This is a genomic window from Luteimonas sp. YGD11-2, assembly GCF_004118975.1.
GTDB lineage: Bacteria > Pseudomonadota > Gammaproteobacteria > Xanthomonadales > Xanthomonadaceae > Luteimonas > Luteimonas muca.
On the sequence record NZ_CP035376.1, the window covers coordinates 946,170 to 964,759 of the forward strand.

The following is an 18,590-nucleotide window of genomic DNA, read 5'->3' on the forward strand; positions in this document are numbered from 1 at the left end:
GGTCCCGGGCGCAGCTTGGGTGCCATCCGCATGGGCACACGGCAGTGCTGCACGGGCCTCCGTGCCAGGCAGCAAGAGTGTCTGCGCGCCCGGGGTTGCTCCGTTGTGATGCGCGCTGCCCGTCGCGCACACAGGGGGGTGTGCTCCCCCGGCCGAAGCCCGCGTCCAGCTACCACGGCCGGCCGCCGGCCATCCATGGCCGGCTGTCCGCACACCCCCCCTGTGCACGCGATGGGCTCAGGCGTTCGCCGGCTTCGGCCAGAAGAGCGACAGCGTTGCAGCCGGATTCGTCGACTGCCAATGACGGCTTGGCCGTGCTTCGCCGTTGCTCTTCGTGCCAACGCGACAACAGGTCGGGGCCCGCCGCGGACGCAGGGGGATGCCCAGAGCCGGCCATGGATGGCCGGCGGCCGGATGTGGGAGCAGGACGCGGAGATATCCGGCTGGGCATCCCCCTGTGGCCGTGGTGGGCTGCCTGGACTCTCCCCGCTGATCCGCCAAGAAAAAAAGGCCGGTCGCTCGATGAGCAGACCGGCCTTCAGCCCCGTAATGCGGGCAGTGCGGACGAATGCCTTAGACGGCAGCGTCCTTGAGCTTCTTCAGCGGACGCACCTTGACCTTGACGGTCGCCGGCTTCGCCGCGAACACCTGCTCTTCCTTGGTGAAGGGGTTGATGCCCTTGCGCTTCGGCTTTGCCGGCACCTTGACCGAGGTGATCTTCAGCACGCCCGGCAGGGTGAACGAGCCGTGGCCCTTCTTGCCGATGGATCCGTGGATCGCGCCTTCGAGCGCGGCGAGGATCGAACGGACGTCCTTCGCGACCACGCCGGTGGTCTCGGCGAGGTGTGCCACCAGGCCCGACTTGCTCAGCGGTTCCTTGATCGCCTTCGGTGCGGCCGACTTCGCTGCAGCGGCCTTCTTCGGAGCAGCGGCCTTCTTCGCCACCTTGGTTGCTTTCTTCGCCATGTGTCCTGTTCCGTGATGGATGGTTGGATGTCGGCCATACCCGCCGGCCAGTCGGAATGTAGGCCATGTCAAGGCCGCCGCCAATAGGAAACCGCAAAGAAACCCGGGGTTTTCGCGCATTCAAGACCGTCGAAGCGGTGGCCAGCGCCACCAGGCGAGCACCGTCAGCCCGACGGCCAGGCTGTAGGCGGCGATGAATGTCCACCACGGCGCCTCGAAGAACAGCAGGCGCGACAGCCAGTATTCGACGAACGACCCCGCATGCGGCGACTGCCCGGCATGCGTGCGCAACGCCTGTTCCCAGACCGTCAGCGGACACAGCCGCCCGAGCCACGCCTGCAGCGCGACGACGGCGAGCAGCGCGAGGTGCAGGCGGCGCAGCCACGCGTGGCGCACCCAGCGCCACCCGAGCGGGCCGCCGATAAGCAGGGCACCCAGTACCGCCACCGCGAACAGCGCGATGCCGGCATGCAGGGCCAGCACGGCATCGGCGAGATGCGCCGCCAGCGCCGGGGAGATCAGCTGCACGTTCTGGCACCGGTGCGACGGAACGCTGCAACCATCGGCCCCGCCGGTGCATCCATGAAGGAGTGACCCGCCGAGTGACCGCCGCCATGCCCCGTCTTCCGAGTCTGCTGATCGTGCCGCTGCTTGCCGCGGTGTCCACCATGCCGGTCCACGGCGGCACGCCGGCCACGGGCCGCGAAGTGCTGCGCGTAGGCGACCTGCAGCTGATGTCGCAGCGCCACTGGTGGTGGCTGATGGCCGGGGCCGCGGCGCGGCGCCTCGAGGCCGTCGGCGCCGACGATTGCAGCGTGCCGCCGGCGCCTGTGACCGCGGCGGTGGAGGTCAGTCCTCATCGCGACGCGGATTCCACGCTTCGGCCAGCCGCTTCTGCACCTGCGGCGGTGCCGGTTCGTAATGGCTGAAATCCACCGCATAGCGGCCGCGCCCGGCGGTGACCGACTTCAGCTCGGCGGCATAGCCGTCCAGCTCGGAGAGCGGCACCTGCGCGCGGACCACGATCTCCCCGGCATCGCCGCCGTCGGTGCCGTGGATGCGCGCGCGGCGTGAGGCCAGCCCGCCGCTGATGTCGCCGGTGTGGGCGTCGGGTGCGTGCACCTCCATCTCCACGATCGGCTCCAGCAGTTGCGGATGCGCACGCGAGACGGCATCCAGGAAGGCCTTGCGGCCCGCGGCGACGAACGCCACCTCCTTGCTGTCGACGGCATGGTGCTTGCCGTCGTGGACCACCACCCGCACGTCCTGCAGCGGGTAGCCGGCGAGCGCGCCTTCCTTCAGCACCTGGCGCACGCCTTTCTCGACCGCGGGCAGGAACTGCCCGGGGATCACGCCGCCCTTGACCTCGTCGACGAATTCGAAGCCGGCCCCACGCGGCAATGGCTCCACGCGCAGGAACACTTCGCCGAACTGGCCGGCACCGCCGGTCTGCTTCTTGTGGCGATGGTGCCCTTCCGCCGGCGCGGAAATCGTTTCGCGGTAGGCGATGCGCGGCGCGCGCGTCTCCACCTCCAGGCCGTGGCGTTCGCCCAGGCGCTGCAGCTGCACCCGCAGGTGCAGGTCGGACAGCCCGCGGATCACCGTTTCGTGCGTCTCCTCGTCCTGCTCGACCCGGAAGCACGGGTCCTCCTCCGCCAGCCGCTGCAGCGCGATCGCGAGCTTCTGCTCCTGGCCCTTGCGTGCGGGCGTGACCGCAAGCCCGAACATCGGCTGTGGAAAGCCGGGCGGCGCGAGGTGGATGTGGTCCTCGTCGTGGCTGTCGTGCAGCACGGCATCGAAGTGCAGCTCCTCGACCCTGGCCACCGCGGCGATGTCGCCGGGCACGGCGGCGTCGATCTCGATGTGGTCCCTGCCATGGATGCGGAACAGATGGGCGACGCGGAACGGCTTGCGGCCATCATCGACCAGCAGCTGGCTGTCGCGACGCACGGTGCCCTGGTACACCCGGAAGATGCCGAGCTTGCCGACGAACGGGTCGTGGACGATGCGGAACACGTCGGCAACGACATGCGCCGCCGGATCGGGCGTGAGCTGCAGCGGTCGGGCGTCCGCGCGGGTGCCGGCCACGAACGGCGGCGGATTGGCTTCGCCGGGGTGCGGCAGCAGCTCGCGGATGGTAGCCAGCAACGCGTCCACGCCAACGCCGGTACGTGCCGACACGAAGCACACCGGCACCAGGTGGCCTTCGCGCATGCACCGCTCGAAGGCGTCGTGCAGTGCCGTCGTCGACAGGCCGTCCTCGCCGCGCTCGAGGTAGCGGTCCATCACGGTCTCTTCGATCTCGACGACCTGGTCGAGCACCCGCTGGTGCCAGTCACCGACCGGTCCGAGGTCGCTGTTGCCTTCGCGCAGGCGGAAACAGTCGACCACGCGCTGGCCGCCGTCGGCCGGCAGGTTGAGCGGCAGCACCTCGGGGCCGAAGGCCTCGCGCAGGGCGTCGAGCACGCGCGCAGGGTCGGCGCCTTCGGCATCGATGCGGTTGACGACCAGCATCCGGCACAGGCCGCGCCCGGCGGCGCGCGCCATCAGCCGGCGGGTGCCGTGTTCCACGCCACGCACCGCGTCGACGACGATCGCCGTGGTGTCGACGGCCGCCAGCGCCGCCAGCGCAGGGCCGCGAAAGTCGGGATATCCGGGGGTGTCGATGAGGTTGACGTGGACGCCGGCATGGTCGAACGAGGCCAGCGCGGCATCGATCGAATGGCCACGTTCGCGCTCGATCGGATCATGGTCGGACACGGTGTTGCCGCGTTCGATGGTGCCTGCCGTTGCAATCGCGCCACCGGCGTGCAGCAGGGCTTCGAACAGCATGGTCTTGCCGGTGCCGGGGTGGCCTGCGAGGGCGAGGTTGCGGATGGCTTCGGTGCTGTGGGACATGGACGCGACTCCGTGGCTGTCGGCCCGGGGGCCAGGACGCGGCCCGGGCCGCGCAGGAGGCGTCATGGCTGTCCGCGTGTGTCACCGCGGCGCGGATCGGCCGGCGGTGCGGGCCGCTGCAGACGGCCTGCAGGCGGGCGGTCATGGCCCGTCGACGATAGCCCGCGACCCCGCCGAAAACCCGTTGCGACGCAGCACGTGCGCACCTCGCTAACAACCCGGCGCCTAGGCTGGGCGGCACATCCACACCGAGGACGACCACGATGGGTATTTCGCGCAAGGCCCGCGCCCGCTGGGAAGGCGACCTGAAATCCGGCGGCGGCACGCTGGACACGCCGCAGAGCGGCCTGATGACCGGCACCCGTTACGGCTTCAACAGCCGGTTCGGCGAGGAGAAGGGCACCAACCCCGAGGAGCTGATCGCCGCCGCGCATGCGGGCTGCTTCACGATGGCACTGGCCGCCAAGTTGAGCGACGCCGGGCATGCACCGGACTCCATCGACACCGAAGCCAGGGTCGACCTGTCGATGGAAGGCGGCCCGACCATGAGCGCGATCACCCTCACCACCCGCGCGCGGGTGCCGGGCATCGATCCGGTGAAGTTCCGCGCACTGGCCGATGATGCCAAGCAGAACTGCCCGGTTTCCAAGGCGCTTTCCGCGGTGTCGATCACCCTCGAGGCCGAGCTGCTCGACTGACCACAGGCGCGCGCAGCGTGGATCGCACGCTGCACGGCGCACGACGCGGCGCAGGAGCGGACTGATCCGGGTCCTGCCGCGTCGTGCGACGTGCCGATCGTCGTGATTGCCGCGGGACGCCGCGCGCGTCCATAGTCTGCGCTCGCGACGATCGAGGGGTTGGGGAATGCGTGGAACCATGAAGGGCCCGGCGACGGGCATGCGGGCCGGCGTGCTCGCCTGCCTGTTGGCGACACCGTCGGCGTTTGCCGCGGAGCACACCATGCTGGTCGGTGCGCGCATCCACACGATGGATCCGCAGCAGCCGCAGGCCGAGGCAATGGTGTGGAACGCCGACGGCGTGCTGGTCGATATCGGCAGCGCCGCGACGCTGCGAAGCCGCCATCCGCAGGCCGAGGTCATCGACGCGGATGGCGCGGTGGTGGTGCCGGGCCTCATCGATGCGCATGCGCACCTGATGGGCCTGGGGCTCGCCCTGCTGCGTGCCGACCTGGTCGGCGCGAGCAGCAGGGATGAGGTGGTCGCGCGGCTGACCGCATTCGCCCGCGAGCTGCCCGACGGCGCATGGCTGCTGGGCAACGGCTGGGACCAGAACCTGTGGCCCGACACCGCGTTCCCCACCGCCGCCGACCTCGACGCCGCGTTCCCGGACCGCCCGGTGTGGCTGCGGCGGATCGATGGCCATGCCGGCTGGGCCAACAGCGCGGCGATGCGTGCCGCCGATGCCGCAGGCGCCCGCCTTGCCGATGCCGCCGACCCGCAGGGTGGGCGCATCGTGCGCGAATCGGGTGCACCCACCGGAGTGTTCATCGACGAGGCGATGGGCCTGATCGAGGCCGCGATCCCCGCGCTGTCGGCGGATGACAACGCGCGCGCGCTGGAGCTGGCGCTGGACGCCGCGGTCCGCAACGGCCTGACCGGCGTGCACGACATGGGCGTTTCGCGCGAAGGCCTGGCGCTGTACCGGCAGTTCGCCGATGCCGGTCGCCTGCCGCTGCGCGTGTCGGCCTACGCCGACGGCGAGGGTGCGGCACTCGATGACCTCTGCAGCAACGGTCTGTACGCCCACGATGGCGGCCGCCTGCAGATGCGCGGGGTCAAGCTCTACATCGATGGCGCGCTGGGCAGCCGTGGCGCGGCCCTGCTTGCGGACTACAGCGACGACCATGGCAACACCGGCCTGCTGGTGACCGACCCCGACGCCTTCCGCGCCACCGTGGCCAAGGCCGCGGGTTGCGGCGTGCAGGTGGCCTCGCATGCGATCGGCGATCGTGGCAACCGGCTGGTGCTCGATACCTACGAGGCGGCGCTGCCGCAGGCCGCCGATGGCCCGCGCTGGCGCGTGGAGCACGCGCAGATCGTGGCCGTCGAGGACATCCCGAGGTTCTCGCGGATGGACGTGATCGCATCGATGCAGCCCACCCATGCCACGTCGGACATGCCCTGGGCCGGCGCACGCCTGGGCGATGAACGCCTGGCCGGTGCGTATGCATGGCGGAAGCTGCTCGACAGCGGCGCGCGCCTCGCGCTGGGTTCCGACTTCCCGGTCGAACAGGTGGATCCGCGGCTGGGCCTGTATGCCGCCGCCACCCGCCAGGACCTGGACGGACAGCCGCCGGGCGGTTGGCTTGCCGACCAGAAGCTCACCGCCGTCGAAGCACTGCGCGGTTTCACCGCTGACGCGGCCTATGCCAGTTTCGACGAGGCCCACGTGGGCCAGCTGCGCACCGGCATGCGCGCGGATTTCCTGATCGTCGAGGACGATCCGCTGGCGATGCCGGTCGGGCGCCTGCACGCGCTGCGGCTGCGTTCGACCTGGGTCGACGGCACGCCGGTGTACGAGGCGGGCCAGGCGCCGCGCGACTGACCTGCGCGTTGCCACCGCACGCCCGGGTGGGCGGGCGTCTCAGCCCGCCCAGTCCAGCGTGCCCTCGATGACGAAGGCGACCCGGCCACCCGACCAGACCTCGCCTTCGTCGTCGATCTGCAGCTGCAGCCGCGCGTCATACCCGACCTCGCGGCCCTGACTGACGACGTAGTGGCGCTTGCCGCCCGGCAGCGCATCGCGCGATGCCAGCCACGCGGCGAGCGTCGCATTGGCGGCGCCCGAGGCCGCGTCCTCGAACTGCGCCGGCGCGCCGACCCAGGCGCGCACCACCAGATCCCAGGGGTTGCCGGCATCGGCGCGCGCATAGGCGCACAGCCCCATGGCCGCGGTGGATTCGGCCAGCGTGCCGATCGCGTTCCAGTCCGGCTGCGCCTCGCGCAGGCTGCGTTCGTCGGCAAGCTCGGCCAGCCACCAGCGACGGCCGCCATCCACCAGCGCCGGCGGCAGCGCACCGGGCGGCAGGCCGTCGAGTGCACTGCGCAGGCGCGGATCATCGCGCTCCGCGGTTTCGACCACGCGCGCCTTCGGCGTGCGTACGGCGACGGTGCGTTCATTGCCGGTGCCGGTCACCCGCAATGGCAGCCGGCCGGCGATGCCGTCCTGCCAGACGAGTCCGTCGGCGTCCGGCGCGATGCGTCCCGCGGCGAGCAGCGCCTGCGCGGTGCCGACGCTGGGGTGGCCGGCGAACGGCACTTCGCGGCGCGGGCTGAACATGCGGATGCGGTAGTCGCTGCCGGCGTCCGGCGCGAACACGAAGGTGGTTTCCGGCAGCCGCGTCCAGCGCGCGATCGCCTGCATGGTCGCGTCATCGAGACCCCCGGCATCGAACACCACGGCGAGGGGGTTGCCTGCGCCGGGGCGGTCGGCGAAGACATCGAGCTGGACGAAGCGGCGGGCGGTCATGGCAGGGGGCGGCGTGAGGGCCGCGCAGCTTACCAACCGGCGCCCACCACGGCCCCGGCAGCAGACGTCGCCGATGGCATCGGGTCAGCTTCGACCTGCCTGTGTTGCAGGTGTCGACCGCCGCTGCTGCGTGCGATTCCATAGAATGTCGCGCTTCGCGCGCCGCTTGCGCGCCCGCCCCGTCCAGGACCCCGATGGCTTCCACTTCCTCCTCCCCGCGCTGGATCGTGCTCAAGTTCGGCGGCACCAGCGTCTCCGAGCGCACGCGCTGGGACACCGTCGGCCGGCTCGCGCGCGAGCGCCATGAACGCGGCGGGGCGCGCGTGCTGGTGGTGGTCTCGGCCTTGTCCGGTGTGACCAACGCGCTGCAGGCGATCGCCGAAGGCGCGGACGACCCGGGCGGCCGCATGCAGGCGCTGGTCGAACGTCATCGCGTGTTCGCCGGGACTCTCGGGCTGGATGCCGATGAAGTGCTTGGCGAGCGGCTGGCGGCGCTGCGTGCGCTGGCCACCGATGCACGTGCGCAGGCGCGGCCGTACGACTGGCAGGCCGAGGTGCTGGCGCAGGGCGAGCTGCTGTCCTCGACCCTGGGCGCCGCCTACCTGGGCAGCCAGGGCCTCGACTTCGGCTGGACCGACGCACGCAACTGGATCGATGCGCTGGAACTGCCGCACCAGAGCGACTGGGCGCGCCGGCTGGCGGTGAGCTGCCAGCGCGAGGCCGACGACGCCTGGCGCGCCCGCTTCGACGCCCACAGCGATGCGCCGATGCTGCTGACACAGGGCTTCATCGCGCGGCATGGCGATGGCGGCACCGCGATCCTCGGCCGCGGCGGCTCGGATACCTCCGCGGCACTGTTCGGCGCACTGCTGCGCGCGCAGCGCGTGGAGATCTGGACCGACGTGCCCGGCATGTTCAGCGCCAACCCGCGCGAGGTGCCGGATGCGCGCCTGCTGACCCGGCTCGATTACGCCGAGGCGCAGGAAATCGCCACCACCGGGGCCAAGGTGCTGCATCCGCGCGCACTAGGGCCCTGCCGCACGGCGGGCGTGCCGCTGGCGATCCTCGACACCGGCCGCCCGGAGCTGCCGGGCACGCTGATCGAGGCCAGCGTCGACCCGGTGCCCGGGGTCAAGGCGATCAGCCGCCGCAACGGCATCGTGCTGGTGTCGATGGAAACGGTGGGCATGTGGCAGCAGGTCGGCTTTCTCGCCGACGTGTTCGAGCGCTTCCGCGCGCATGGCCTGTCGGTGGACCTCATCGGTTCGTCGGAAACCAACGTCACCGTCTCGCTCGATCCCAGCGACAATCTGGTGAGCACCGACGTGCTGGCGCGGCTGTCGGACGATCTCGCGCAGTTCTGCCGGGTCAAGGTGATCGCACCGTGCGCGGCGATCACCCTGGTCGGGCGCGGCATGCGCTCGCTGCTGCACAAGCTCTCCGACGTGTGGGCGACGATGGGCCGCGAGCGCGTGCACCTGATCTCGCAGTCCTCCAACGACCTCAACCTCACCTTCGTCATCGACGAGGCCGATGCCGATGGCCTGCTGCCCGAACTGCATGCCGAGCTGATCGACAGCGAGGCGATGCCGGTGCGCGAGACCCGCGTGTTCGGCCCGCGCTGGCGCGAGATCGACGGCCAGCTGCGTCGTCGTCCGCAGCCGTGGTGGCAGGCGCGTCGCGACGGGCTGCTGGCGCTGGCCGCCGGGGCAACGCCGCGCTATGTCTACGACCTCGCCACAGTGCGTGCGCGTGCGCGTGCGCTGGCCGCGGTCACCCCGGTCGATCGCCGCTACTACGCGATCAAGGCCAATCCGCATCCCGCGATCCTGCGGCTGCTGGTGGATGAAGGCTTCGGCCTCGAGTGCGTGTCACAGGGCGAGATGGCGCATGTGTTCGCGACCATCCCGGACCTCGCGCCGGAGCGGGTGCTGTTCACGCCGAGCTTCGCGCCGATCGAGGAATACGCCGCCGCGTTCGCGCGCGGCGTCACGGTGACGCTCGACAATGTCGAGGCGCTGATGCGCTGGCCGGACGTATTCCGCGGCCGCACGTTGTGGCTGCGAGTGGACCTCGGCCGTGGCGAAGGCCACCACGAGAAGGTGATGACCGGAGGGCTGGCGTCGAAGTTCGGCCTGCCGGTCGACCGCATCGGCGCGTTCCTCGCCGCCGCGCGCCCGCTCGGCGTGCGCATCAGCGGCCTGCACGCGCACCTCGGCAGCGGCGTCGATACGCCCGAGCACTGGCGTTCGGTCTGCGACGAGCTTGGAGGGATCGCCGAGCGCATCGGCAGCATCCTCACGATCGACATCGGTGGTGGCCTGCCGATCCCGTACCGCGACGAGGACGAGCCGTTCGACCTCGAGGCCTGGAGCGCAGGGCTGGCCGAGGTCAAGGCCGCCTATCCGGGTTATCTGCTGGCAATCGAGCCAGGCCGCTACCTGGTCGCCGAAGCGGGTGCGCTGCTGCTGACCGTCACCCAGGTGGTGGAGAAGAGTGGCATCCGCCGCGTCGGCGCCGACGCCGGCATGAACGCATTGATGCGGCCCGCGCTCTACGACGCCTGGCACGACGTGCACAACCTGTCGCGGCTCGACGATACGGACACCGCGGAGTTCGACGTGGTCGGCCCGATCTGCGAGTCCAGCGACGTGCTCGGCCGCCGCCGCCTGCTGCCCGCGGCCACCCAGCCCGGCGACGTGCTGCTGGTGGCCGATGCCGGCGCCTACGGCCATGCGATGGCCAACACCTACAACATGCGCGAACTGCCCGGCCAGGCCGTGCTACCCGTGCAGGGAGGAACCCCGTGAGCCAGGCCTTCGACCGCGACGCGATCCAGAGCTTCCGTTTCGTCGACTGCGGCTTCGATGCCGGCAGCGGCGTCGCCCGGCTGGTCTACGCCTTCGACGACGGCCCGGAGCTGGTGGAGACGGTCACCGTGCCCGGCGCTCCGTTCGCACTGGATGCGGCGCGTGCGGCGGCAGTGCAGCGCGCCACGCGGCTGCTGCACCTGATCGCCGGCGTCAGCTACTACAAGGCGGCGGTGCCCGGCACCATCCACATCGACGGCTATGCCATCGATGCCGCGACCGCGGCACTGCTGGACGACGTCTACCTGCATGGCCTCGGCGAATTCGCCTACCGCAACGGGCTCGACCTGCGCGGCCGGATCCGCTTTCCGGTTGATGACCCCGGTGGCGACGGGCAGGCATCCGCGCTGGGCCTGCGCGAACACGCGCTGGTGGCGATCGGTGGTGGCAAGGATTCGCTGGTGTCCATCGAGGCGCTGCGCGATGCAGGCGTCGCGCAGACCGTCAGCTGGATCGGCGGTTCGCAGCTGATCCGCGCCTGCGCCGAGCGCACCGGCCTGCCGACGCTCAACATCCAGCGCGAGCTTGCGCCGGAGCTGTTCGACTACAACCGGCACGGTGCGTACAACGGCCATATCCCGGTCACCGCGATCAATTCCGCGATCCTCGCACTCGCCGCGCTGGTGCTCGACGCAGACCAGGTGGTGTTCTCCAACGAGCGCTCCGCCAGTTACGGCAGCCTGATCGAGGGCTCGGGCGAGGTGAACCACCAGTGGTCGAAGGGCTGGGCGTTCGAACAGGCCTTTGGCGGATACCTGCAGCGGTTCGTCGCCGCCGACCTCACGTACTACTCGCTGCTGCGGCCGCTGTCGGAGCTGGCGGTGGCGCGGCAGTTCGCGCGCATCGACCGTTACGACGCGCACTTCTCCAGCTGCAACCGCAACTTCCACCTGCTGGGCGAGCGCCCGGTCAACCGCTGGTGCGGGGTGTGCCCGAAGTGCCATTTCGTGTTCCTGGCGCTGGCGCCGTTCATGCCCAAGCCGCGGCTGGTGGCGATCTTCGGCCGCAACCTGCTCGACGATGCCTCGCAGGTGCCGGGTTACGACGCGCTGATCGAATACCGCGACCACAAGCCGTTCGAATGCGTCGGCGAAGCGCGCGAGTCGCGCGCGGCGCTGGCCGCACTGGCGGCACGACCGGAATGGCGCGAGGACGCGATCGTCGAGCGCTTCGCCCGTGAGATCGCGCCACAGCTCGACGGCGCCGGTGCCGATGTCGCGCGGCTGCTGGAACTCGAGGGGGAGCACCGCATCCCCGCCGCGCTGTGGGAGCGGTTGCGTGCACGCTTCGCCGCCTGACATCGCATCGCTGGATGGCCGGCGCGTCGGCCTGTGGGGCTGGGGGCGCGAGGGCCGTGCGGCGTGGCGGGCCATCCGCAGCCGCCTGCCGATGCTGCCACTGACGCTGTTCTGCCAGCCACCCGAGGCCGGGGATGCAGCGGGGCTCGGCGATCCGCTGTTGCAGGTGCGCACGGCGGTGGATGCCGACACGCTTGCCGCCTGCGACATCGTGGTCAAGTCGCCAGGGATCAGCCCCTATGGCGAGGCCGCGCAGGCTGCGGCCGCACGTGGCACCCGCTTCATCGGTGGGACCACGCTGTGGTTTGCCGAACGTGGCGATGCGCGCACGCTGTGCGTGACCGGCACCAAAGGCAAGAGCACCACCACCGCGCTGCTCGCGCACCTGCTGCGTGCCGGCGGCGTGCGCACCGCACTGGCCGGCAATATCGGCCTGCCGTTGCTGGAGCTGCTGGATGCGCAGGCCGACGCCTGGGCGATCGAACTGTCGAGCTACCAGACCTGCGACGTCGCGGCTTCCGGCGTGCGCCCGCAGCTTGCGATCGTCACCAACATCTTTCCCGAGCACCTCGACTGGCATGGCGGTGAAGCGCGCTATGTCGAGGACAAGCTGGCGCTGCTGACCGGGGCCAGGCCGCATGTCGCCGTGCTCAATGCCGCTGATCCGCGGCTGGCTGCGCTGCAACTGCCTGACAGCGATGTGCGCTGGTACGGGCGTGCCGAAGGCTGGCACCTGCGCGAGGACACCGTGTTCCGCGGCGACATGGCCGTGCTCGACACCCGCGACCTGCCGCTGCCCGGCCGCCACAACCGCGGCAACCTGTGCGCGGTGCTGGCGGCGCTGGAAGCGTGCGGCCACGACGCCGCCGCACTGGCCGTGCATGCGCGTGGCTTCCAGCCGCTGCCGCACCGGCTGCAGGGGCTGGGCAGGTGCGGTGGGCTCGACTGGGTCAACGACTCCATCAGCACCACGCCCCACGCCAGCATCGCCGCGCTCGAGCTGTACCGCGATCGCCCGGTGGCGATCCTGGTCGGCGGCCACGACCGCGGTCTCGACTGGACCGCGTTCGTCGCCCATGTGCGCACGCAGCCACCGCGCGCGGTGGTGACGATGGGCCAGAACGGGCCGCGCATCCATGCGGCGCTGCGTGCGGCCGCGAGCGAGGCCGGCTTCGTGCTGGGCGAGGCCACGGACCTCGAATCGGCGGTCGCCGCCGCGAAGGGCGTACCCGGCATCGACGGCGGGGTGCTGCTGTTGTCGCCCGGTGCACCCAGCTTCGGCGCCTACCGCGACTACACCGAACGCGGCCGCCATTTCGCCCGGCTGGGCGGATTCGACCCCGATGCGATCACCGCGATCGCGGGCCTCGGCATCGCCTGAGCGTGCACGCGCGCGGCGGCAGCGCCGCGCTACGCTCGGGGCCCCAGACCCCGAGCACGACCCATGCGCCGCATCCTGTTTGCCGCCTGCTGTGCCGCCTTCGCCGCCGCCGCCCAGGCGGCTCCGAAGGCCGAACCCGTGCAATGGACCCTCGACGGCACCCCCTTCGAGGGCGTGCTGGTCCACGACGATGACGGCGACCGGCGCAAGCCCGGCCTGCTGATGGTGCCGAACTGGCGCGGCGTGAATGCCTCGGCGGTCGAGAAGGCCCGGCAACTTGCCGGCGACGACTACGTGGTGCTGGTGGCCGATGTGTACGGCCGCGACGTGCGTCCCGCCAACGATGGTGAGGCCGGCAAGGTCGCCGGCGCCCTGCGTGGCGAGGACGGCCGCGCCACCCTGCGGGCGCGTGCCCGCAAGGCGCTGGAGGTGCTGCAGGTGCAGCCGCAGGTGGATGCGGAGCAGGTCGGCGCTGTCGGTTTCTGCTTCGGCGGTACCACCGTGCTCGAGCTCGCCCGCGACGGCGCGTCCCTCGCCGGGGTGGTCAGCCTGCATGGCGGCCTGTCGACATCGGCGCCGGCGGCGTCAGCGGTCGCGCCGGCGATCCTGGTGCTCAACGGTGCCGACGACCGCGGCGTCAGCGCGGAGGAGATCGCGGGTTTCCAGCAGGAGATGGATGCCGTCGACGCCGACTGGCAGTTCGTCAACTTCGCCGGGGCAGTGCACTGCTTCGCGGAATCGGATGCCGACAGCCCACCGAACTGCGTCTACCACGAGCGCTCGGCCAAGCGCGCCTGGCGGATGATGGACGACTTCTTCGAGGAGCGTTTCGGGCAGCGCAGTCCGTAAGCGCATACGGTCAAAGGCCGGACGCCGGCCCTCAGTACGCGCGATCCACTGCGTACTTCGCCAGCCCGCGCAGCGCCGCCACGGCGTCGTTCTCCGGTAGCCCGTCGAGCGCGCGTTGCGCGGCCTCGGCATGCACGCGGGCACGGTCGCGGCTGTATTCGAGGCCGCCGGTGGCATGAATCGCCGCCAGCACCTCCGGCATCGCATCGGCATCGCCGCGCTGCACGATGCCGCGCAGGCGCTCGCGGGTGGCGGCATCGGACTCGCGGATCGCGTGGATCAGCGGCAGCGTGGCCTTGCCCTCGGCGAGGTCGTCGCCGAGGTTCTTGCCCAGGTCGGCCGCATCGGCGGCGTAGTCGAGCACGTCGTCGGCGATCTGGAAGGCGTAGCCCAGCTGCATGCCGAAGTCGTGCAGCTTCTGGCAGGTGGCGGCATCGGCACCGGCGGCCAACGCACCCAGGCGCGTGCCGGCGGCGAACAGCACCGCGGTCTTGCGCTCGATCACGCCGAGATACGCGGCCTCGTCGGTATCCGGGTTGTGCACGTGCAGAAGCTGCAGCACCTCGCCCTCGGCGATGCGGTTGGTGGTGTCGGCGAGGATCCGCATCACCTCCATCGAGTCCAGCTCCACCATCAGCTGGAAGCTGCGCGAGTAGAGGAAATCGCCGACCAGCACGCTGGCGGCGTTGCCCCAGATCGCGTTGGCGGTGCTGCGGCCACGCCGCAGGTCGGATTCATCGACCACGTCGTCGTGCAACAGGGTGGACGTATGGATGAACTCGATGATCGCGGCGAGCTGGTGGTGGTCCGGCCCGCCGGCGCCGCAGGCACGCCCGGCCAGCACCACCAGCATCGGCCGCAGCCGCTTGCCGCCGGCGGAGACGATGTGCTCGGCCACCTGGTTGATCAGCAGCACGTCCGACGCCAGCCGGCGCCGGATCAGCGCGTCCACGGCCTGCATGTCGGGCGCGGCGAGCGCCTGGATGGTCGGCAGGTCGGTGGTGACGGCGGCGGGGGTCGGGGCAGTGGCGGACATGCGCAGGGACGTGCTGGAAACGCCCGAGTATAAAGGGCCTGCGCCGGACGCCGACACGATGGCGCGGTGTTTCCCGACGGCCCCGGGCGGCGTCGCCGGGGGCCGGAGCCCGGAGGCTCGCTTATACTTCCGCCCCACACACACGCAAGCCGCCGGCGCCGCCGGTGGCGATCGAAGAAGGTCCCCACACATGGCACGCGGAATCAACAAGGTGATCCTGGTCGGCAACCTCGGCAACGATCCCGACGTGAAGTACACCCAGGGCGGCATGGCCGTGACCACGATCAGCCTGGCCACGTCGAGCGTGCGCAAGGACAAGGACGGCAACCAGCAGGAACGCACCGAGTGGCACCGGGTGAAGTTCTTCGGCAAGCTCGGCGAGATCGCCGGCGAGTACCTGCGCAAGGGCTCGCAGGTCTATGTCGAAGGCTCGATCCGCTACGACAAGTTCACCGGCAGCGACGGCGTGGAGAAGTACTTCACCGATATCGTCGCCGACGAGATGCAGATGCTCGGCGGCCGCGGCGAGGGCGGTGGCGGCGGCGGTGGCAACTACGAGCGCAGCAGCGGCGGCGGTGGTGGCGGTGGGCAGCGCCCGCAGCGGCAGGAATCCGGCGCGCCGCGTCGCCAGGCCCCGGCCCAGCAGCCGCAGCCGGCGATGGACGACTTCTCAGACGACGACATTCCGTTCTGATCGGCGGAGGCCGGCGCGCCGCACGAAGCTGTTTCCTGCACGGGCGGGCCCACGGGTCCGCCCGTCTGCTGTCAGCGATCGGCACGGCCACCGGAGGTGCCGCTTGCGGCGCAGGGCGGGGAGTGCGATAGATAGCGCCTCTCCCGACGGAAGCAGGCAGCATGAGGCAGCAGACGAAGTCCACCCGCGTCACCCTGGCGGCAGCGGTCGCCCTCCTCGTCGCCGGCAGTGCGTTCGCGCAGCAGCCGCAGGCACAGCCCCGCCCGCAGCAGCCGGCGCAGGCGGCGCCACAGGCGCAGCTCACGCCCGAGCAGCAGGCGCAGCTCGCCCGCCAGGACGCCGAGATCACCCAGGCCGCGCAGCAGGTCGTGCAGATGATCGATGGCAACCGCACCGGCGAGGTGTGGGACATGGCCACCGTGCGGGTGAAGAGCATGATTCCGCGCGAGACGTTCGTGCAGGAAGTCGCCAACGACCGCGCTCGCGTGGGCGCCGCCGCCCAGCGCGGCCAGGCCGTGGTGACGCGTTCGCAGTTCCAGGCCGGCGGCGAGGTCCCCGAGGGCCTGTACCTCAACGTGGTGTTCCCGACCCGGTTCGCGAACACCCCCGAGCCGGTGCGCGAGCTCGTGTCGTTCCGGCTTGACGAGGACCGCACCTGGCGCGTCTCGGGCTACAGCGTGCGCGCCAACGACCAGTAAACCGCCCCGGCGCTTCGTGCGCCGGCGGCGTGGTGTCACCGGACCCCGGCGCCTGCGCCGGGGTTCTTCATTCCTGCCCGCCGTCGGCCAGTTCCTCGAGCACGCGTTCGCCGCGGCGGATCCCCGCGCTTTCGTCCGACAGCGCGCCCGGCCCGCGCCCGCTCCGGCGCCGCCAGACGATGAAGATCGCGGTGGCCAGCAGGCCGATGCCGCCGATCGCCAGATTGATCAGCACCCAGGTCGGCGTCGCCGGGCCGGGCTCCACATCGGCGAATGCCAGCACCACGAACACCCAGAAGATCCACCAGGGCAGCCCGCAGACGTTGGAGTTGATCCGGTAGACGCAGCGCAGCTGCGCCAGCTGTTGCTGGATGCGCGCCACCGGCGCCGCGTAGTCGATGCGCAGCACCAGCGCCGCAGTCAGCAATGCCATCAGCAGGGTGACCACGCCGAAGGCATGCACCAGCAGGCCGGTGGCCAGCATCGCGGGCACCTGCAGATGCGCCGTCCAGCAGGACACGCCGAGCAGGATCAGCCCCACGCCCAGCGTACCCTGCGCCAGCTGCGCCCAGAACAGCGGCCGCAGGCCGCGGCGCATCCGCTCCAGCCTGCGTTCGCGCAGCAGCTCGCGCTGCACCGCGCCCTGCTGTTCCAGCTGGCGGCCGAGCACCTGCCAGGCGTGCCTGAGTTCATCGAGTTCCATCGTGTGCCTCCGGGTGGTTGCTGCGCACGTGTTCGCGCAGGCGCTGCTTCAGTCGCGAGATCCGGGTGGTGACGTTGCTTTCGCCGATGCCGAGGACTTCGGCGATCTCGCGGGTGCTGCGTTCTTCGAGGTAGAGCAGCAGCAAGGCGCGTTCGAACGGCGCGCGGCTGCGGATGAAGTCCTGCAGCAACCGCAGCTGGTCGTGGAGCGCGGAGTCGGGACCGGGTGCGGCGACGTCATGCAGGCATTCGTCGAACGCTTCCGCGCGTCCGCGCTGTCCGCCCTGGCGGCGCACATGGTCGATCGCCACGTTGAGGGCGATGCGATACATCCACGTAGGGAAGCTGCGCGCCGGGTCATAGCCGGGCCAGGCGCGCCACAGCTGCAGCTGGATCTCCTGGGCGAGCTCGGCGCGGTCCTCGCGGTGCAGCGCGTAGCTGGCCGCCACCTTCACCACGATGCCGCGGTGGCGGGCGAGCAGCACTTCGAATCCGTCGGTGTCGCGGGTGGTCACGGAACCGGCAATCTCCATCGGCGTGCACGGGTAGCGGATATACATGGGTGATTCGGTGCACGGCGGCCGATGTCACAGCGCGTTCAATCCGACCCGCGCATCATCGCTGCGTTCCAGACGGAGACGCGACCCGATGGTAAAACCCGAGCGTCCCGCCAACGAGGCGCGCCGCCTCGACGCCCTGCGCCGGGCGCGGATCCTCGACACCGCGCCCGAGGACGGCTTCGACGATCTGATCCGCATCGCCGCCGCGATCTGCCGCATGCCGATTGCGCTGGTGAGCCTGGTCGACGAGGACCGCCAGTGGTTCAAGGCGCGGCGGGGGATCGATTTCGAGCAGACGGCCCGCGACGACTCCTTCTGCGCACATTCGCTGTTGCAGCCCGAGCAGCTGATGATCGTCCCGGACGCGCGGCTGGACCCGCGATTCCGCGACAACCCCTTCGTCACCGGCGAGCTGCGCGTGCGGTTCTACGCCGGTGCACCGCTGCTCGATCCGGACGGGCTGCCGCTGGGCAGCTTCTGCGTGATGGATCGCGAGCCGCGGGCGCTCGACGAGGAGCAGAAGCTGGCGCTGGTGGCACTGTCACGGCAGGCATCGCGGCTGATCGAACTGCGCCGCGTCAGCGGGGAGCTGGAGCTGCAGCTGCGCGAGCGCGAGTGGTACGAGGAGCAGCTGCAGCAGTACCAGCTGGCACTGGAACAGGAAAACGCCAGCCTGGTGGAACTGACCCGCACCGACCCGCTGACGGGGCTGCCGAACCGCCGTGCGTTCGCCGAGGAGCTGCAGGCGGTGGCGGACACCGGTGCCGCATATTCGGTGGCGATCTGCGACATCGACCACTTCAAGCAGGTCAACGACGAGCACGGCCACTCCGAGGGCGACCGGGTGCTGGTGGCGGTGGCCGATGCGCTGCGTGAACACCACGCCGCCCGCGGACGGGTGGCGCGGGTGGGTGGCGAGGAGTTCGTGGTGCTGTTTCCCGGCCAGCGGGCGGATGCCGCCATGCGCGAATGCGAGACGCTGCGGCAGGCGGTCGCCGACCTGTCCATCGGCCTGCCGGTGACGCTCAGTTTCGGCGTGGCCGAGGGCCGCCCGGGCGAAATGGTGGAGGACGTGCTCGCGCGTGCCGATGTCGCGCTGTACGCGGCCAAGCGCGGTGGCCGCAACCGGGTCGAGGCCGGCTGAGGCGC

17 protein-coding genes are annotated in these 18,590 nt (G+C 70.9%); 10 read left to right on the forward strand and 7 right to left on the reverse strand.

The genetic code is table 11. The features are described 5' to 3' along the window. Window positions 1-573: 573 nt before the first annotated feature. Both ERL55_RS04305 and ERL55_RS04310 read right to left on the reverse strand, forming a co-directional pair. Window positions 574-966 carry an HU family DNA-binding protein gene (locus ERL55_RS04305; protein WP_129135334.1) on the reverse strand — a complete coding sequence of 131 codons (393 nt, stop codon included), beginning with the start codon at window positions 964-966 and terminating at the stop codon, window positions 574-576. A 120-nt stretch (window positions 967-1,086) separates the two neighbouring features. Then, the gene (locus ERL55_RS04310) at window positions 1,087-1,494 is read right to left on the reverse strand and encodes a DUF2784 domain-containing protein (protein ID WP_206733364.1); all 408 of its coding nucleotides are present in this window, start codon (window positions 1,492-1,494) and stop codon (window positions 1,087-1,089) included. 86 nt (window positions 1,495-1,580) lie between these two features. Between ERL55_RS04310 and ERL55_RS04315 the strand changes: the two genes are divergently transcribed. Beyond that, window positions 1,581-1,895: a hypothetical protein gene (locus ERL55_RS04315; RefSeq protein ID WP_129135335.1), complete on the forward strand. Its 315-nt coding sequence runs from the start codon at window positions 1,581-1,583 to the stop codon at window positions 1,893-1,895. Here the strand turns inward: ERL55_RS04315 and fusA are convergent. Then, complete coding sequence (gene fusA / locus ERL55_RS04320) at window positions 1,816-3,864, reverse strand: elongation factor G (RefSeq protein WP_129135336.1); 2,049 nt, start codon at window positions 3,862-3,864, stop codon at window positions 1,816-1,818. The two genes, ERL55_RS04315 and fusA, sit on opposite strands and share 80 nt — an antisense overlap. Before the next feature lie 263 nt (window positions 3,865-4,127). On the opposite strand from fusA, the gene ERL55_RS04325 reads away from it, so the two are divergent. Then, window positions 4,128-4,562: an OsmC family protein gene (locus ERL55_RS04325; RefSeq protein ID WP_129135337.1), complete on the forward strand. Its 435-nt coding sequence runs from the start codon at window positions 4,128-4,130 to the stop codon at window positions 4,560-4,562. A 166-nt stretch (window positions 4,563-4,728) separates the two neighbouring features. After that, window positions 4,729-6,429 (forward strand): amidohydrolase, encoded by a 1,701-nt coding sequence (locus tag ERL55_RS04330; protein ID WP_129135338.1) that lies wholly within the window; start codon window positions 4,729-4,731, stop codon window positions 6,427-6,429. Window positions 6,430-6,468: 39 nt separating this feature from the next. Here ERL55_RS04330 and ERL55_RS04335 read toward each other — a convergent pair whose 3' ends face one another. Continuing rightward, a complete protein-coding gene (locus ERL55_RS04335; RefSeq protein ID WP_129135339.1) occupies window positions 6,469-7,353 on the reverse strand; it encodes a PhzF family phenazine biosynthesis protein in 885 nt (294 codons plus the stop codon). 194 nt (window positions 7,354-7,547) lie between these two features. Here ERL55_RS04335 and ERL55_RS04340 point away from each other — a divergent pair, with 194 nt between their 5' ends. The 4 genes from ERL55_RS04340 (at window position 7,548) to ERL55_RS04355 (ending at window position 13,751) form a co-directional block, all read left to right on the forward strand. Then, window positions 7,548-10,163, forward strand: a complete 2,616-nt coding sequence (locus ERL55_RS04340; protein ID WP_129135340.1) for a bifunctional aspartate kinase/diaminopimelate decarboxylase — start codon at window positions 7,548-7,550, stop codon at window positions 10,161-10,163. After that, complete coding sequence (gene murL / locus ERL55_RS04345) at window positions 10,160-11,521, forward strand: UDP-N-acetyl-alpha-D-muramoyl-L-alanyl-L-glutamate epimerase (RefSeq protein ID WP_129135341.1); 1,362 nt, start codon at window positions 10,160-10,162, stop codon at window positions 11,519-11,521. The genes ERL55_RS04340 and murL overlap by 4 nt, the downstream gene beginning before the upstream one ends. Continuing rightward, on the forward strand, window positions 11,502-12,902 hold the full coding sequence (gene murD, locus ERL55_RS04350) for a UDP-N-acetylmuramoyl-L-alanine--D-glutamate ligase (protein WP_241685833.1): 1,401 nt from the start codon (window positions 11,502-11,504) through the stop codon (window positions 12,900-12,902). The genes murL and murD overlap by 20 nt, the downstream gene beginning before the upstream one ends. 63 nt (window positions 12,903-12,965) lie before the next feature. Further along, on the forward strand, window positions 12,966-13,751 hold the full coding sequence (locus ERL55_RS04355; protein ID WP_129135343.1) for a dienelactone hydrolase family protein: 786 nt from the start codon (window positions 12,966-12,968) through the stop codon (window positions 13,749-13,751). Between the two features lie 31 nt (window positions 13,752-13,782). Here ERL55_RS04355 and ERL55_RS04360 read toward each other — a convergent pair whose 3' ends face one another. Further along, entirely contained in the window at window positions 13,783-14,787 is a 1,005-nt protein-coding gene (locus tag ERL55_RS04360; protein WP_129135344.1) for a polyprenyl synthetase family protein, read from the reverse strand. A 190-nt stretch (window positions 14,788-14,977) separates the two neighbouring features. Here ERL55_RS04360 and ssb point away from each other — a divergent pair, with 190 nt between their 5' ends. Together ssb and ERL55_RS04370 are read left to right on the forward strand one after the other, a co-directional pair. Further along, the gene (gene ssb / locus ERL55_RS04365) at window positions 14,978-15,481 is read left to right on the forward strand and encodes a single-stranded DNA-binding protein (RefSeq protein WP_129135345.1); all 504 of its coding nucleotides are present in this window, start codon (window positions 14,978-14,980) and stop codon (window positions 15,479-15,481) included. 161 nt (window positions 15,482-15,642) lie between these two features. Continuing rightward, window positions 15,643-16,179, forward strand: a complete 537-nt coding sequence (locus ERL55_RS04370) for a DUF4019 domain-containing protein (RefSeq protein ID WP_129135346.1) — start codon at window positions 15,643-15,645, stop codon at window positions 16,177-16,179. Window positions 16,180-16,246: 67 nt separating this feature from the next. On the opposite strand, the gene ERL55_RS04375 is transcribed toward ERL55_RS04370, so the two are convergent. Both ERL55_RS04375 and ERL55_RS04380 read right to left on the reverse strand, forming a co-directional pair. Further along, window positions 16,247-16,882, reverse strand: a complete 636-nt coding sequence (locus tag ERL55_RS04375) for a hypothetical protein (RefSeq protein WP_129135347.1) — start codon at window positions 16,880-16,882, stop codon at window positions 16,247-16,249. Then, window positions 16,869-17,414, reverse strand: a complete 546-nt coding sequence (locus tag ERL55_RS04380) for a sigma-70 family RNA polymerase sigma factor (RefSeq protein ID WP_129137198.1) — start codon at window positions 17,412-17,414, stop codon at window positions 16,869-16,871. Before ERL55_RS04380 ends, ERL55_RS04375 begins: the two co-directional genes overlap by 14 nt. 115 nt (window positions 17,415-17,529) lie before the next feature. Here ERL55_RS04380 and ERL55_RS04385 point away from each other — a divergent pair, with 115 nt between their 5' ends. Then, window positions 17,530-18,585 carry a sensor domain-containing diguanylate cyclase gene (locus tag ERL55_RS04385; protein ID WP_129135348.1) on the forward strand — a complete coding sequence of 352 codons (1,056 nt, stop codon included), beginning with the start codon at window positions 17,530-17,532 and terminating at the stop codon, window positions 18,583-18,585. Window positions 18,586-18,590: the final 5 nt, after the last annotated feature.